The 14,583-nt window shown below is 61.6% G+C and carries 16 protein-coding genes; 4 read left to right on the plus strand and 12 right to left on the minus strand.

Going from position 1 to position 14,583, the window contains the following annotated elements:
* Positions 1-96: 96 nt before the first annotated feature.
* Complete coding sequence (gene arfB / locus HX839_RS15690) at positions 97-510, plus strand: alternative ribosome rescue aminoacyl-tRNA hydrolase ArfB (RefSeq protein WP_003212972.1); 414 nt, start codon at positions 97-99, stop codon at positions 508-510.
* Here the strand turns inward: arfB and HX839_RS15695 are convergent.
* From HX839_RS15695 to HX839_RS31595, 3 genes are all read right to left on the minus strand, one after another.
* A complete protein-coding gene (locus HX839_RS15695) occupies positions 507-1,706 on the minus strand; it encodes an MFS transporter (RefSeq protein WP_177067297.1) in 1,200 nt (399 codons plus the stop codon). The genes arfB and HX839_RS15695 overlap by 4 nt on opposite strands.
* Before the next feature lie 86 nt (positions 1,707-1,792).
* Positions 1,793-1,966, minus strand: coding sequence for a hypothetical protein (locus tag HX839_RS15700; protein WP_008430977.1), 174 nt, complete (start codon positions 1,964-1,966; stop codon positions 1,793-1,795).
* Positions 1,967-2,040: 74 nt separating this feature from the next.
* Positions 2,041-2,169, minus strand: coding sequence for a hypothetical protein (locus HX839_RS31595; protein WP_003212978.1), 129 nt, complete (start codon positions 2,167-2,169; stop codon positions 2,041-2,043).
* A gap of 362 nt (positions 2,170-2,531) precedes the next feature.
* Here HX839_RS31595 and HX839_RS15705 point away from each other — a divergent pair, with 362 nt between their 5' ends.
* Positions 2,532-3,806: an MFS transporter gene (locus tag HX839_RS15705; protein ID WP_052024259.1), complete on the plus strand. Its 1,275-nt coding sequence runs from the start codon at positions 2,532-2,534 to the stop codon at positions 3,804-3,806.
* On the opposite strand, the gene HX839_RS15710 is transcribed toward HX839_RS15705, so the two are convergent.
* Together HX839_RS15710 and HX839_RS15715 are read right to left on the minus strand one after the other, a co-directional pair.
* Positions 3,803-4,387 (minus strand): HD domain-containing protein, encoded by a 585-nt coding sequence (locus tag HX839_RS15710; RefSeq protein WP_003212982.1) that lies wholly within the window; start codon positions 4,385-4,387, stop codon positions 3,803-3,805. The genes HX839_RS15705 and HX839_RS15710 overlap by 4 nt on opposite strands.
* Positions 4,388-4,420: 33 nt before the next feature.
* Positions 4,421-4,732: a DUF962 domain-containing protein gene (locus HX839_RS15715; protein WP_003212984.1), complete on the minus strand. Its 312-nt coding sequence runs from the start codon at positions 4,730-4,732 to the stop codon at positions 4,421-4,423.
* A gap of 161 nt (positions 4,733-4,893) precedes the next feature.
* Here HX839_RS15715 and HX839_RS15720 point away from each other — a divergent pair, with 161 nt between their 5' ends.
* Positions 4,894-5,949 carry an AraC family transcriptional regulator gene (locus tag HX839_RS15720; RefSeq protein WP_003212986.1) on the plus strand — a complete coding sequence of 352 codons (1,056 nt, stop codon included), beginning with the start codon at positions 4,894-4,896 and terminating at the stop codon, positions 5,947-5,949.
* Here the strand turns inward: HX839_RS15720 and HX839_RS15725 are convergent.
* The 7 genes from HX839_RS15725 to HX839_RS15755 all read right to left on the minus strand — a co-directional run bounded on the left by HX839_RS15725 (position 5,906) and on the right by HX839_RS15755 (position 13,571).
* Positions 5,906-7,360 (minus strand): TrkH family potassium uptake protein, encoded by a 1,455-nt coding sequence (locus tag HX839_RS15725; RefSeq protein ID WP_003212988.1) that lies wholly within the window; start codon positions 7,358-7,360, stop codon positions 5,906-5,908. The two genes, HX839_RS15720 and HX839_RS15725, sit on opposite strands and share 44 nt — an antisense overlap.
* A gap of 263 nt (positions 7,361-7,623) precedes the next feature.
* Positions 7,624-8,961, minus strand: a complete 1,338-nt coding sequence (locus HX839_RS15730; RefSeq protein ID WP_003212990.1) for an imelysin family protein — start codon at positions 8,959-8,961, stop codon at positions 7,624-7,626.
* Positions 8,962-9,123: 162 nt separating this feature from the next.
* The gene (locus tag HX839_RS15735) at positions 9,124-11,175 is read right to left on the minus strand and encodes a bifunctional diguanylate cyclase/phosphodiesterase (protein WP_003212994.1); all 2,052 of its coding nucleotides are present in this window, start codon (positions 11,173-11,175) and stop codon (positions 9,124-9,126) included.
* A gap of 270 nt (positions 11,176-11,445) precedes the next feature.
* Complete coding sequence (locus HX839_RS15740) at positions 11,446-11,631, minus strand: hypothetical protein (protein ID WP_177067298.1); 186 nt, start codon at positions 11,629-11,631, stop codon at positions 11,446-11,448.
* 158 nt (positions 11,632-11,789) lie between these two features.
* Positions 11,790-12,386 (minus strand): superoxide dismutase, encoded by a 597-nt coding sequence (locus HX839_RS15745; protein WP_003212997.1) that lies wholly within the window; start codon positions 12,384-12,386, stop codon positions 11,790-11,792.
* 175 nt (positions 12,387-12,561) lie between these two features.
* Positions 12,562-13,164, minus strand: coding sequence for a LysE/ArgO family amino acid transporter (locus tag HX839_RS15750; protein WP_003212999.1), 603 nt, complete (start codon positions 13,162-13,164; stop codon positions 12,562-12,564).
* 5 nt (positions 13,165-13,169) lie between these two features.
* Positions 13,170-13,571, minus strand: coding sequence for an ACT domain-containing protein (locus HX839_RS15755; RefSeq protein ID WP_003213000.1), 402 nt, complete (start codon positions 13,569-13,571; stop codon positions 13,170-13,172).
* Positions 13,572-13,669: 98 nt separating this feature from the next.
* On the opposite strand from HX839_RS15755, the gene HX839_RS15760 reads away from it, so the two are divergent.
* On the plus strand, positions 13,670-14,563 hold the full coding sequence (locus tag HX839_RS15760) for a LysR family transcriptional regulator ArgP (protein WP_003213001.1): 894 nt from the start codon (positions 13,670-13,672) through the stop codon (positions 14,561-14,563).
* The last annotated feature ends 20 nt before the right edge of the window (positions 14,564-14,583 follow it).

Raw genomic sequence — 14,583 nt, forward strand, 5'->3', positions numbered from 1 at the left:
ATCACCCAAATAACGGATATGTACCCAGCCCCCAGCCCCCAGCAGCCCAACACATTGGCGTATCCTTACCCCTCCACCCCAAGGCCCGATCAAAAAATGCTGGTGATATCCAACAACGTGCACCTCCCCGACGCCGAGATCGAGCTGACAGCCATCCGCGCCCAGGGCGCTGGCGGTCAAAACGTCAACAAGGTCTCCAGCGCCGTGCACCTGCGTTTCGACATCCCGGCCTCGTCCCTGCCTGACTTCTACAAGGAACGCCTGCTGGCCCTGCGCGACACCCGCATCACCAGCGAAGGCGTACTGATCCTCAAGGCCCAGCAATACCGCACCCAGGAACAAAACCGCGCCGACGCCCTCGAGCGCCTGGTGGAACTGATCCTCAGCGCCACCAAGGTCGAAAAGAAACGCCGCCCCACCAAACCCACCCTGGGCTCAAAGAAGCGCCGCCTCGAATCCAAGACCAAACGCGGCAGCATCAAGGCCGGCCGCGGCAAGGTGGACTTCTAACTCGCCTGACGTTCTTCGCGATACTTCGGCGCCTGCCGGTACAAATACAGGCTCAACAGCAACCCGCCAAACGCCGCGATCGCCGCAAACAGGAAGATCGAGGCAAACCCGAACCCCGCCGCAATCGCCCCGGCCAACGGCCCGGTGATCCCCAACGACAAATCGATAAACAGCGAATACGCCCCCACCGCCGCACCCCGGCTCGAGGCGGGCACCAGGTTGACCGCCTCCACACCCAAGGCCGGAAACACCAGGGAAAAGCCAAACCCGCTCAACGCCGCACCCGCCAACGCCAAATGAGGATCCGGCGCCAGCCACAGCAGCAGCAGCCCCAGCGTCTCCACCGACAAACAGGCAATCGCTACGTGAAACCCGCCAATGCGGTTGATCAAATTGCCGAACAACAACCGCGCCCCGATAAAGCTGGCACCGAACAGGCTCAGGCACAGCACCGCGTTATCCCAATGCTGGGTCGCGTAATACAAGGTGATGAAGGTGGCGATGGTGCCAAACCCGATCGAGCCCAGCGCCAGCCCGCAGCCGTGAGGCAACACGCGCCCCAGCACATGCATGAACGGCAGGCGCTCGCCCACCACGATCGGCGCGGCGACTTTCGGCCAGGCCAGCAGCAGGCCCAGCACCGCCAGCAGGATGATGCTGACGCCCATGCTCCACAGCCCGAAATGACTGACCAGCAACACCCCCAGCGGTGCGCCGATGGCCAGGGCGCCGTAGCTGGCGATGCCGTTCCAGGAGATGACCTTGGCGGTATTCGCCGCACCCACCCGGCCAATGCCCCAGCCGATGGAACCCGAGCCCACCAGGCTTTCAGCGCTGCCCAGCACCAGGCGGCCAATCAGCAGGCTGGTGAGGCTCAGCGCCGGCAGGTGTGACAGCCACGCCGAGAGCAACATGAACACGCCGCTCAACCCGCAACCGGCCAGGCCGTACATGACGGCGCGCTTGCTGCCGCGGTTATCGATGATGCGTCCCGCGTAGGGCCGGCTCAGCAGAGTGGCCAGGTATTGCACGCTGATCACAAGGCCCGCGATCACGGCGCCAAAGCCCAGGTCGCTGTGCACATAGCCAGGCAACACGGCCAGGGGAACGCCGATATTCAGGTAGCCGATGAAGGTGAACAAAACGATGGAAACGACTTGCAGCGTGACCGCCATGGGGCGCTGGGTATCTGGCATGGGGAGAGGTCCACTGTCGCAGCAGGAAAAGATAGGCTGCTTATGATACCGATGCTGGGCGCGTGCGGGGGCAGCAAAGCAAACTTTTAGCGATCGGCGGGGTTGAGCAGTTGCGTGGTTACCAACGCGGCGAGGGCGTTTTCCTGGGTGCCGAAGCGCTTGAGCAGGAGGGCCTGTTTTTCCGGGGTGAGGCGGTTCCATACGTCGACCATGTGCAAGGCAGTGTCGAGCAGGGCGGTATCGGGGGTGGTGTCGGTCATGGCGGGGCTCACGGTGTTCAGGCGGTGTGGAAAGCGCGCAATGTCACGCTTTCCACACGGTCTGGGTACGGCTCTCAGTCTTCGCTCTTGCGGTCGACCGGTTTTGCCTCTTTGGGCTCGGGCTTGGTGGCACCGGCCTGTTGCGGGGTTGGCTGCTCAGTTTCGTGCAGGCTTGGGAAGGGGAGATTAGGGATTTCGTGCATCGTCGTCGCTCCTCGCAAGATCTGTTTTATCAATCGCAGGTGATTCCGCGCGTTCAAAAAGCCTGTGCAGGATACAGCACTGTAAATGACAGAAAGATTTTATCTCAGAAAATGAACGCGTCTTCATCCCGCCGCGCAAGTGACGTGGCGCCACAGGGGTGTCGATTGTCATCGTACAACATCACCCTTCACGGATTGACATCGTACTGCGGACTGAATATAACGCTAACAGTTGTATGACGACATATGACGTTACAGTTTTATAGCGCCCGTAATACGGATGCGCTCGGTCGCAGAACGTACGCCTCAAATCTAAAAATAATTAAGGTGAAGCGATGAAAATCAAAGGCATCCGTTGGTGGATGGTCGGGCTGATGACGGTCGGCCTGATTATTAACTACCTGGCCCGCAACACGCTCTCAGTCGCAGCCCCCACGCTGATGACCGACCTGAGCATCTCCACTGAGCAGTATTCCCACATCGTTGTTGCCTGGCAGGTGTGTTACGCCTTGATGCAGCCGATCGCCGGTTATGTGATCGATGCGATCGGTACCAAGATGGGCTTTGCCATCTTCGCCATCTCCTGGTCGGTAGTCTGTGCCCTGGCGGCATTCGCCACCGGTTGGCAGAGCCTGGCAGTGGCCCGTGGCGCACTGGGGCTGACGGAGTCGGCGGGCTTCCCCGGCGGCGTCAAGGCGATTACCGAGTGGTTCCCGGCCAAGGAGCGCTCCGTCGCCATCGGCTGGTTCAACTTTGGTTCGTCGTTTGGTGCGTTGCTGGCGCCGCCACTGGTGGTCTGGGCGATTTTGCACAGCGGCTGGCAGTTGGCATTCCTGATCGTTGGCGGCATCGGCCTGGTGTGGAGCGGGCTGTGGCTGCTGCTGTACAAGCACCCGCGTGACCAGCGCCTGCTGGCCCAGGCCGAGCGTGAGTACATCGAGGCCGGCCAGGAAACCCATCTCAAGGAAGGCGTGCAGAAGAAAGCCAGCTGGAAGCGCATCCTCAAGAGCCGCAACTTTTTCGCCATCGCCTCGGCGCGGATGCTCTCGGAGCCGGCCTGGCAGACGTTCAATGCCTGGATTCCGCTGTACCTGATGACCGAGCGGCACATGAACATCAAGGAAATGGCGCTGTTTGCCTGGCTGCCGTTCCTGGCCGCCGACATTGGCTGTGTGCTGGGTGGCTACCTGAGCCCGTTGTTCCACCGCTACTTCAAGGTCTCGCTGTTCACCTCGCGCAAGCTGGTGATGCTGTTCGGTTGCCTGTGCATGATCGGCCCGGCGTGCATCGGCCTGGTGGACAGTGCCTACACCGCGATTGCCCTGCTGTGTGTCGGCGGTTTCGCCCACCAGACCTTGTCGGGTGCACTGTTTTCCATCGCCTCGGACTCATTCGGCAAGAATGACGTGGCCACCGCCACCGGTGGCGGGCAGATGTGCGGGTTTATCGGGGCTGCGGCATTTACTGCGGTGTTCGGCGTGCTGGTGACCAAGGTCGGCTACAGCCCGCTGTTTGTGGTGCTGGCGATTTTCGACATCATTGCGGCCATCGTGATCCTGATGGTGGCCCGGGAGATCGTCAAAGATCCGGAGCCAGCCACCCAAACCGGTCACGGCGGCACATTGCTGCCGGTTTAACCCTGGCGTTCCATCGCCGCCTTGTAGAGCGAGTTCTTCGGCTGGGCAAACACCCGCGCCAGCATCGGCTCGAAGAAGCTCAGCGGCAGGGTGTCGTAGGCCGGGTCGAACGCCGCCGCGTCGTACTGCGCGCAGAACTCGATGGTTTGCCGGTACTGCGGGTGGTCGCCAAATTGCTCGCGCAGGTGGCGGTCCATCCCCAGGTGGTGGAAGAAGTAGTAGCCCTGGAAGATCCCGTGCTTCTCCACCATCCACAGATTCTCGGCGCTTACGAACGGCTTGAGGATCGCGGCGGCGATGTCCGGGTGGTTGTAGGAACCGAGGGTGTCGCCGATGTCGTGGAGCAGGGCGCACACCACGTACTCTTCATCCCGGCCATCGTGCCAGGCGCGGCTGGCGGTTTGCAGCGAGTGGGTCAGGCGGTCCACCGGGAAGCCGCCGAAGTCGCCCTCCAGCAGCCGTAGATGCGCCAGGATCCGGCTTGGCAATTGCCGGGCGTAAGCACTGAAATCCTTGGCGATGATCGCCCAGTCTTCCTGGGTACCATCCTGCATATGGGTGAAGCGGGCCTGCTGGTTCATCAAAGCCTCTCTTATTGTTCTTCAAGCGTGGGGCTAGAACGGCACCTTGCCCAGAATCATGTCGCGGTACATCACGAAATCCCCCAACAGGCTGTACAGCGGATGCTGGAAGGTCGCCGGGCGATTCTTTTCAAAGAAGAAATGGCCGATCCAGGCAAAGCTGTAGCCGGCCACCGGCAGCGCCAGCAGCAGCCACCACGCACCTTTGCCGATCGCCAACGCGAGAATGAAGATAACGAGGCTGGTGCCGATAAAGTGCAGGCGACGGCACGTACTGTTGCCGTGTTCGCTCAGGTAATACGGGTAGAAATCGGCGAAGCTGTTGAATTGCCTGGCATTTTCCACAGTGGTCGGCCCTCTGGTTATTGTTCTGCCCGACAGATGTTCGGCGGGGAGCTTATTTGAGTCTAGAGTCATCAGTGGTAACAGCCAGTGACAATAGATGCCACTTTAGTATCCTTCGGATTCCTGGCTGTCGTTTCAGCCTTCCTTGTTAAGAAAACGCCATGAGCGAACGAACGACTTCTGCAAGCTGGGCGATGGGGATAGTCAAGGCGCTGGAAATGGACGGCCTGGATTGCCGTGCCTTGTTCAAGCAGCTTGGCCTGGATTACGCCGCGCTGAATGACCCGGATGCACGCTTCCCCCAGGACTCCATGACCCGGCTCTGGCAGCGCGCGGTCGAGCTGTCGGGCAACCCGGCGATTGGCTTGAACATGGGCAAGGTGGTGCGCCCGGCGTCGTTTCATGTGGCCGGCTACGCCTTGATGTCCAGCAATACCCTGGCCGAAGGTTTTATGCGGCTGGTGCGTTACCAGCGAATCATTGCTGAAAGTGCCGACCTGAGTTTCCGCCTGTTGCCCGAAGGTTATGCGCTGATTCTGACGGTGCACGGCGACCACCTGCCGCCTACCCGGCAAAGTGCCGAAGCGTCCCTGGCCAGTGCCCTGGCGTTATGCGGCTGGCTGACCGGGCGCACGTTGCAACCGCGCAAGGTGCTGGTGCAGGGCGATCAGCCAGCGGACCTGGCGCCCTACAAACAAGCCTTCCATGCACCGCTGGTGTTCAACGCGCCCTATGACGCGCTGATCTTCGAACGGGCCGATATGGAGGCGCCGTTGCCCACGGCGAACGAGGCGATGGCGTTGTTGCACGATCGTTTTGCCGGGGAGTACCTGGCGCGGTTTTCCGAGAGCCGGGTGACCCACAAGGCGCGGCAGGTGCTATGCCGATTGCTGCCCCAGGGCGAGCCCAAGCGTGAAGTGGTTGCGCAGACGTTGCACCTGTCCCAGCGCACCTTGCAGCGCCGCTTGCAGGAGGAGGGCACGAGTTTCCAGACCTTGCTCGACGACACCCGCCGCGAACTGGCCGAGCAATACCTGGCGCAGCCGAGCATGACCCTGCTGGAAATTGCCTACCTGTTGGGGTTTGCCGACCCGAGCAACTTCTTTCGTGCGTTCCGCCGCTGGTTCGATGCCACGCCCGGCGAGTACCGGGCGCGGTTGCATGAGCTGCCTGTCAGTGACGCCAAAACGCCGGAATGCACAGCACAAACACCGTAATGATCTCCAGTCGGCCCAGCAGCATGCCGAATGACAGGATCCACTTGGCAGCGTCCGGCAGGGTGGAGAAGTTACCGGCCGGGCCGATGGTTTCCCCCAGGCCCGGGCCCACGCCGGACACGGTACTGGCGGCGCCGGTCAACGCGGTCATCCAGTCCAGGCCCAGCAACGACAGGGCCAGGGCGATGGCGCAGATGGTGATGGCGAAGAAAAACGAGAAGGTCAGGATCGACCGCACGATTTCTTCATCGAGGCGATGGCCGTTGTACTTCTGCTTGATCACCGCTCGCGGGTGAATCAACTGGTTCAAGTTGGCCTTGAGCAGGATGTAGGCGACCTGGAAACGGAAGATCTTGATCCCGCCAGCCGTGGAGCCGGAGCAACCGCCCACAAAGCCCAGGTAGAAGAACAGCATCAGCGAGAAATTGCCCCAGATGCTGTAGTCCCCGAGTGCGAAACCGGTGGTGGTCACCACAGAGGTGACGTTCACCGCCACGTGGCGCAGCGCGTCCAGCCAAGGCAGGTCGGTGGTCCACCAATACCAGGTGCCGAGCACCAGCCAGGTCACCACCAGCAACCCGAGCAAGCCTTGCACCTGCTGATCCTTGATCAGCGCCCGGCGGTTGCCACGCATCGTGGCCACATACAGGGTGAACGGCAGGCTGCCCATGATCATCACCACCACGGCCACCCAGTGCACCGCCGGCTGTTTCCAGTGGGCCAGGGATTCGTCGGAAGTGGAAAACCCGCCGGTAGAAATCGCCGACATCGCATGGTTGATCGCATCGAACAGCCCCATCCCGGCCCACCAGAACGCCAGGCTGCCGAGGATGGTGATGCCCACGTACGCCGCCACGATCAGGCGCGCCACCATGTGTGAGCGGGGCATGACCTTTTCCGAGCGGTCGGAGGATTCGGTCTGGAACAGGCGCATGCCACCGATGCGCAGCAGCGGCAGGATCGCCACCGCCATGCCGATAAAGCCGATACCGCCGAGCCAGTGCAGCAGCGAGCGCCAGATGAGGATGCCCGGGGACATGGTGTCCAGGCCGCTGAGCACCGTGGAACCGGTGGCGGTGATGCCCGACATGCTTTCGAAGAACGAGTCGGTGTAGCTGATGTGTTGGGTCAGCAGGAACGGCAGTGCGGCGAAGATGCACACCACCAGCCAGCTGGAGACGGTCAGCAGGTACATGTCCCGCGGGCGCAGGTGCACGTGTTCCGGGCGGCCGGGGATGACCAGCGCCAGGCCCGCGATAAAGGTAATCAGGCTGGCCCAGAGGAACGACGGCAGGTCGCTGGTGCGTTCAAAAAACACCAGGGTCGCCATGGGGATGACCATGGCGATCGCCAGGGTGATCAGGAAGATGCCGATAATGAAACCGATTATCCGTAAGGTCGGCAACGCCATGAGGTCCGCTCGGGGTGACAGGAAAGGCGCCATTCTACCTGCGGTGCAGGGCAAGTAAACCGGGGGGCGTTGGAGACGTGGCAGATCAAGTGTGGGAGCGGGCTTGCTCGTGAAAGCGGTGTATCAGTCAACGGATGCATTGGCTGACCCACCGCTTTCGCGAGCAAGCCCGCTCCCACAGGAGATTTGTGCTGGTTGATGGAGCTTGGAGGGCAGGTATAAAAAAGGCGACCCGAAGGTCGCCTCATTCAACGCGGCACTGATCAGAACTCGTGATCAGCGTTATCCGGGTTCAAGTCACTGATGCCCAGCTTGCCAGCAGCCTGTTCGATCGAACCGGTCTGCTTCACCAATGCGGCGATGGCGTCACGTACGATCTGGTTGCCTTTGTCGTTACCGGCAGCAATCAACTGGTCGTAGTGTTCGCCGTTGTTGGCGTGGTCCACCATCACCTGGATCTTCGCTTCGGTGGAGGCCAGGTCAGCCTTCAACGCTTCATCGGCCGCCGGGTCGGCCTTGGCCACCAGGGAGGACAGGCTGGCGCCGGTCATCTTGGTACCGTCGGTGCGGGTGTACTCACCCAGGTAAACGTTACGAATACCCTTGGCGTCGTAGAAGTGCGAGTTGTGGGTGTTGTCGCTGAAGCAGTCCTGTTCGTCTTCCGGCGAGTTGGCTTCCAGGGAAACCTTCATGCGCTCACCGGCCAGCTCGCCCAGGGACAGGCTACCCATGCCGAACAGCATCTTGCGCAGGCCATCGGTCGCAGGTTCTGCTTCCAGCGTGGCGCGGTAGTTGTCTTCGACGTTGGGCTTCCAGTTGCCGACCATTTCTTCCAGGTCGCTGACCAGCAGTTGAGTCACGGCGCGCAGGTAGGTGCGGCGGCGCTCGTTGTGGCCGCCAGTGGCGCCATCACCGGTCATGTAGTCCGACGCTGGACGGTTGCCGGCGCCCGGGCCGGTGCCGTTCAGGTCCTGGCCCCAGAGCAGGAATTCAATTGCGTGGTAGCCGGTGGCTACGTTGGCTTCGGAACCGCCCAGCTCATTCAGGCTGGCGAGTTTTTCCGGGGTGATGTCTTTGACATCGACCTTGTCTTCGCCGACCTGGATCTCGTTGTTGGCGATGATGTTGGCGGTGGCGCCAGGGTTGCCCAGGGCGTGTTCGTAGGTCTTGTCGACGTAGTCGATCAGGCCTTCGTCCAGGGGCCAGGCGTTCACCTGGCCTTCCCAGTCGTCAATGATGGTGTTGCCGAAGCGGAACACTTCACTCTGCAGGTACGGCACGCGCGAGGCGATCCAGGCGGTACGGGCCGCTTTCAGGGTGTCGTCGTTCGGGTTGGCAAGGAAAGTGTCGATCGCGGTTTGCAGGGTTTTCGCGGTGGACTCGGCATCGCTGTACACCGCGAACACCATGTCAGCGTAATGCGCGACCACGGCCTTGGCGGCGGCCTCGTCTACCTGGCCTGCCGGGGCAGCCGCCGGGGCGGTGGTGCTGGCGGCGGCCGGGGCTTGAGGCGCGGCGGCCTTGTCTTTGCCTTCACCGCAACCGGCGAGCGAAATGGCAATGGCGAGAAGGCTGGCGGTGGCCAGGGGCATACGAATCATGGCGAACATCCTGCTTCGGTTGTTGATGGGGCACGCGGGGGGCGCGCAAAACTGCGACATAATGCGAAAGATTTGCATTTTGTGTAAAGCGTTATAAGCAGGAAATATTTAGTATCGATTTGCCGGCCATCGGTGCGCGTGGCCCCGATGGCCGGCATCGCTTCAGAGGATGGCGGCGTTATTGCGCTGGGCCTGTTTCAAGTAGGCCACCAACTCCCGTGCCGGCAAGGGTTTGCTGTAGTGGTAGCCCTGACCCTCGTGGCAACCCTCGGAGATGATGTAGGCCTCCTGTTCGGCGGTCTCCACACCCTCGGCGATCACCTGCATGCCAAGGCTTTTGCCGAGCTGGATGATCGCCCGCACGATGGTCGCATCGTCGTCGTCATCCAGCAGGTCCTGGACGAAGCTCTTGTCGATCTTGATCTTGTCCAGCGGCAGGCTTTTCAGATAGCTCAGGGACGAATAGCCGGTGCCGAAGTCATCAATCGCAATCAGTGCCCCGGAGCGGCGCAGGCTCAGCAGGTGCTGGGCGGCGGTGCTGATGTCTTCCATCAGGCCGGTCTCGGTGACTTCCAGCTCCAGGCTACGCGGCGGCAAGCGGTAGATTTGCAGCAGGTTGTTGACCACCCGTGGCAGCTCGGCGTGGTGCAACTGTACGGTCGACAGGTTGACCGCCATGCGCAGCTCGGTGAAGCCCAGGTCATGCCATTCCCGCAGTTGCCGGCAGGCCTGGTCCAGTACCCATTCGCCGATGGCAATGATGGTGCCGTTCTGTTCGGCCAGGGGGATAAACAGGTCGGGCGGCACCAGGCCGTGCTCCGGGTGCTGCCAGCGGATCAACGCTTCGACACCCACCACACGGTGGTCGAGATAGCTGATCTGCGGCTGGTACACCAGGTGAAACTGCTCGCGGCTCAAGGCGTCGCGCAGATCCTTTTCCAGCTCGCGGCGGCGGCGCATTTCGCTGTCGACGCTGGCGATATAGAACTGGTAGCGGTTGCGCGAGCGGCTCTTGGCCAGGGTCATGGTCTGTTCGGCTTTTTGCAGCAGCTTCTCGGTGCTGTCGCCGTCTTCCGGGAACAGGGTGATGCCGATGGTGGCACGCAGGCGGATCTGTTCGTGATCGAGGGCGAATTCGGCTTCCAGGTCGTCGAGGATGCTTTGTGCCAATTCGGCGGCTTCGTAGGGCTGCTCGATATCGGCCTGCACCAGGGCGAACTGGTCGCCGCCGAGGCGGGCGAGGGCGCCGAGGCGGCCGCTGTGGGCGCGCAGGCGGTCGGCCAGGGCCAGCAGCAACTGGTCGCCGGCCTGGTAGGTGAACTGCTCGTTGACGCTTTTGAAGTCATCCAGCCCCACGCACAACACCGCGACCCGACGTTGCCGGCGGCCGGCGTCGATCAGGATCTTGTCCAGTTGCTCCTGCAGTTTCTGGCGGTTCGGCAGGCCGGTCAGGAAGTCGTACTGGGCCATGCGCAGCAGGCTGTTTTCCGCCTCATGGCGCAAGTGCGTATTGCGCTCGATGGATTCGAGCAACTGGTTGGCGGTGTTGATCCAGAGCCCCAGCTCGTTTTTCTCGTGGCCCTTGAGCTGCGGGATCTTGTGCTCGCTGGGACGGTCGGGGTTGATCGAACTCAGGTGCTCGATGATGCGCGACAGCGGCTTGGTCAGCAGCCAGTGATAGACCAGGTACAACACCAGCCCCATGGCCAGCGCCCGCAGCACCCCGGAGATGAAAATGATCACCGAACTGACAAGAAACCCTTTGCCATAGGTGGCGGTGTCGAGGGTGATGCTCAGGTCACCGTAGTACTCGCTGTAAGGCCCGCGCCCCACCAGCGGCGTGGTGAAGGTGCGTTCCTGGCCCAGAATCAGGTCGGTCAGCCAGCGGCTCGGGGATTGTTGCAGGTCGCGGGTTTTTTCCGCGAGCATGGTTTCGTTGGGGTGGCCGATGGAGGCCATGCGCACGGCATCATCCTGGAACAGGCCTTCGATGACCTGCATGCCCATCTCCCGGTCCAGGCTGTAGACGGCCTGGGTGGACGGGTCGCGAAACATGTCGAGGATGCGCTGGGCATCACCGGCCACGGCCTGGCGCGTCTTGTACGCATCAAAGACGATCTGCGCCGCGCTCAGTACCACGCCCACGGCCAATGCCGAAAGCAGTACCACCCGTAGCAACTTCACCGACAAGCTGTTTTTGAGTTCCAGCTTCAAAGGGTTATTCCTTGTTCCATGCGGGTAGCCTCAATATGCCATGAGTATTGGCAATCCCGTGAGGGCAGTCAAAGGGACATTGCGGCCAGGGCAGGTTTTGCAGTTTAGATGAGCGCGTCCGGGGGTAAGACGTTGGGAGGGGGAATGGAAAGGCAGGCCTGGCATGGAGTGAAGTCGGCGGATCGTACGTGCCGACTTCTTGTACCGTCTTTTCAGGACGAGCGCGGGTTTTTCAGGCCAGCGAAACAAACCGTCGAGCGTCAGCACCCATCAGGTAAACGAAATTTTCGGCGGTTGTGGCTGGTCTTGCGCCTGAGGATCGATTTGCTCCAAGGCCTGTCGAGCTATGTCCACGGTCTTATCAAGGATGCCCAAGCTTTTGTCCAGGACGTCCAGGCCCTTATCTGTCACGTTAAGTGCTTGAGGGGCCATGCCGATCAAAGATGCTAGATCCATATCAAGTTCTCCTGCAGTCAATCAGAGGGACATTCCTCTTACATGCTGCGTGGCGAAATCCTTTTGATGAGTTCCAGTGGCTTTCTGGCATTTTTCCATTTGTAATCGCCCACAAAAAAGCCCGGCAATCGCCGGGCTCTTTCTACTGCAAGCGGTACTTAAGCGGTGAAGGTCTTGCCTTCGAACTGCTCAGCCACGAACTTCCAGTTGACCAGGTTCCAGAACGCTTCCACATACTTTGGACGCACGTTGCGGTAGTCGATGTAGTAAGCGTGTTCCCAGACGTCGCAGGTCAGCAGCGGGGTGTCGCCGCTGGTCAGCGGGTTGCCGGCGCCGATGGTGCTGGCCAGGGCCAGGGAACCGTCAGCCTTTTTCACCAGCCAGCCCCAACCGGAACCGAAGGTGCCGACGGAAGTCTTGGTGAACTCTTCCTTGAACTTGTCGAACGAACCGAAGGCAGCGTTGATCGCCTCAGCCAGTGCGCCGGTAGGTTGGCCGCCAGCGTTTGGCGCCAGGCAGTTCCAGTAGAAAGTGTGGTTCCAGACCTGAGCGGCGTTGTTGAAGATGCCGCCCGAAGAAGACTTGACGATTTCTTCCAGGGTCTTGCCTTCGAACTCGGTGCCAGGCACCAGGTTGTTCAGGTTCACGACATAGGTGTTGTGGTGCTTGTCGTGGTGGTATTCCAAGGTTTCCTTGGAAATGTGCGGCTGCAGGGCATCGTGTGCGTAGGGCAGCGGCGGCAATTCGAAAGCCATGATGATTCTCCTAATCAGGTCAGTTGCGGTGAGCGCAAGGCCGATCACGGGCGGCCAAACAAGCGCCGGGGAGTTTGTACTCTTTGCGGCGCAGGGGCTGGATCATAGCACCGGGGGTGCGGCAAAACCACGCAACAACTGTGTGGGATAGAGGTTCCAGAGCGTTTTGGAATATCTACGCTGCGCTGATTAATTGATAGGCCACGCTGAACATCATGGCGGCTACCAGCAGGTCCAGAATCCGCCAGGTGGCGGGGCGCGCCAGCCACGGTGCCAGCCATGCGGCGCCCAGGGCCAGGGTCATGAACCACAGGAATGAAGCGCTGGCGGCCCCGGCCACGTAGGCGCCCGGTTCGGTTTGCTGGGCGCCGAGGGAGCCGATCAACAAGACGGTGTCCAGGTACACGTGGGGGTTGAGCAACGTCACTGCCAGGGCGCTGAGCATCACCGCCTTCAACGAGCGTACCTTGAGGTTCTCGCCCTCGCCCAGGCTCTGCTTCGAGCAGGCCCGGCGCAGGGCGAGGGTACCGTACCAGAGCAGGAACGCCGCGCCACCCCAGCGGGCAATCGCCAGCAATACCGGGTTATGCGCCAGCACGGTGGCCAGGCCGAATACGCCGGCGGCCACCAGGATCGCGTCGCACACCACGCACAGTGCCGCCACCGGCAGGTGATGTTCGCGCCGCAGGCTCTGCGCCAGCACAAACGCGTTCTGGGTGCCGATCGCCATGATCAAACCAAAGGCCACCAACAGGCCGTTCATATAGCTTTGCCACATAGGATTTACTCCGCGCCCGCCGCCAATTGCCGCAACACCGTCATGGCGCGCTCGGCATCGGCGCGGCCTACAAACAGGTGATCGTGGTAGTAGCCGGCAATCACGTTGCAACTGATCCCGGCCTGGCCCAGGGCCGTGGCGAACGCGGCGGTCAGGCCGACCGCTTCCAGGGCCGAATGCACATTGAGGGTGATCCACGCAGCCACATAGTCGAAGGCCAGTCCGGCGCGCTCGGCCTGCTGGCGCTCGACGATCAACGTCAGGCCTTCCTGCTCGCGGAAGCTGCCGATCACCTCGCAACCTTCGGGGATTCGGCTGTCGGCCAGGGTGCAGAACACGTAGTCGCCGTCATTGAGCTGTGGGCTCATGCTGCGCAGCAGGGTTGCCAGGGCGGTTTCGCCGGCCATGTGGAGGTCCTTGAATAAGAAGAAGCGATGCTGGCTATTCTCCCGTCCAAGGCTGTATAAGAAAAACCAATATTGCTGATCGCTCATTAGGAAAACTGATGTTCGACTATAAATTGCTTTCCGCCCTGGCGGCGGTGGTGGAACAGGCCGGCTTCGAGCGGGGCGCGCAGGTACTGGGAATTTCCCAATCGGCGATTTCCCAGCGCATCAAGCTGTTGGAGGCGCGAATCGGCCAGCCGGTGCTGGTACGTGCCACGCCGCCGACGCCCACCGAGATCGGCCGCCGCCTGCTCAACCACGTGCAACAGGTACGATTGCTGGAGCGCGACCTGCAAAGCCAGGTGCCCGCGCTGGATGAAGAGGGCATGCCCGAGCGCCTGCGCATCGCCTTGAATGCCGACAGCCTGGCCACGTGGTGGGCCGAGGCGGTGAGCGACTTCTGCGCCGAGCAGCATTTGCTGTTGGACCTGGTGGTAGAAGACCAGACCGTCGGCCTCAAGCGCATGCGCGCCGGCGAAGTGGCAGCCTGTATTTGCGCCAGCGAACGCCCGGTGGCCGGTGCCCGCAGCCTGTTGCTCGGCGCGATGCGGTATCGGGCGCTGGCCAGCCCGGCGTTTGTCGCCCGGCACTTTCCCGAGGGCGTGCGGGCCGATCAACTGGCCCGCACGCCGGCGCTGGTGTTCGGCCCGGATGATTTCCTGCAGCATCGCTACCTGGCGTCCCTGGGCGTCGACGGTGGTTTCGAACACCATCTATGCCCCTCGTCCGAAGGTTTTATTCGCCTGACGGAAGCCGGATTGGGCTGGGGCCTGGTGCCCGAACTGCAGGTGCGCGACCAGCTGGAAAAGGGCGTGTTGGTGGAGTTATTGCCAGATAAGCCGATCGATGTGCCGCTGTACTGGCATCATTGGCGCAGTGGTGGACAATTGCTGGGCCTGCTGACGGATCATCTGGCACACACAACGGGGCAATGGTTGGTGCCGTTGGCGTGATGGCCAGCGTCAAGGCAACA

This window comes from Pseudomonas sp. I8001, from assembly GCF_013385345.1.
Lineage (GTDB): Bacteria > Pseudomonadota > Gammaproteobacteria > Pseudomonadales > Pseudomonadaceae > Aquipseudomonas.

What these genes read in the sequence shown, in the direction of transcription:
- HX839_RS15700 (WP_008430977.1), bottom strand. Translation starts at nt 1,966, where the DNA reads ATGACCGACACCACCCCCGATACCGCCCTGCTCGACACTGCCTTGCAC.
- HX839_RS15750 (WP_003212999.1), bottom strand. Translation starts at nt 13,164, where the DNA reads ATGTGGCAAAGCTATATGAACGGCCTGTTGGTGGCCTTTGGTTTGATC.
- HX839_RS15720 (WP_003212986.1), top strand. Translation starts at nt 4,894, where the DNA reads ATGAGCGAACGAACGACTTCTGCAAGCTGGGCGATGGGGATAGTCAAG.
- HX839_RS15725 (WP_003212988.1), bottom strand. Translation starts at nt 7,360, where the DNA reads ATGGCGTTGCCGACCTTACGGATAATCGGTTTCATTATCGGCATCTTC.
- HX839_RS15710 (WP_003212982.1), bottom strand. Translation starts at nt 4,387, where the DNA reads ATGAACCAGCAGGCCCGCTTCACCCATATGCAGGATGGTACCCAGGAA.
- HX839_RS15760 (WP_003213001.1), top strand. Translation starts at nt 13,670, where the DNA reads ATGTTCGACTATAAATTGCTTTCCGCCCTGGCGGCGGTGGTGGAACAG.
- HX839_RS31595 (WP_003212978.1), bottom strand. Translation starts at nt 2,169, where the DNA reads ATGCACGAAATCCCTAATCTCCCCTTCCCAAGCCTGCACGAAACTGAG.
- HX839_RS15695 (WP_177067297.1), bottom strand. Translation starts at nt 1,706, where the DNA reads ATGCCAGATACCCAGCGCCCCATGGCGGTCACGCTGCAAGTCGTTTCC.
- HX839_RS15730 (WP_003212990.1), bottom strand. Translation starts at nt 8,961, where the DNA reads ATGATTCGTATGCCCCTGGCCACCGCCAGCCTTCTCGCCATTGCCATT.
- HX839_RS15755 (WP_003213000.1), bottom strand. Translation starts at nt 13,571, where the DNA reads ATGGCCGGCGAAACCGCCCTGGCAACCCTGCTGCGCAGCATGAGCCCA.
- HX839_RS15740 (WP_177067298.1), bottom strand. Translation starts at nt 11,631, where the DNA reads ATGGATCTAGCATCTTTGATCGGCATGGCCCCTCAAGCACTTAACGTG.
- HX839_RS15705 (WP_052024259.1), top strand. Translation starts at nt 2,532, where the DNA reads ATGGTCGGGCTGATGACGGTCGGCCTGATTATTAACTACCTGGCCCGC.
- HX839_RS15745 (WP_003212997.1), bottom strand. Translation starts at nt 12,386, where the DNA reads ATGGCTTTCGAATTGCCGCCGCTGCCCTACGCACACGATGCCCTGCAG.
- arfB (WP_003212972.1), top strand. Translation starts at nt 97, where the DNA reads ATGCTGGTGATATCCAACAACGTGCACCTCCCCGACGCCGAGATCGAG.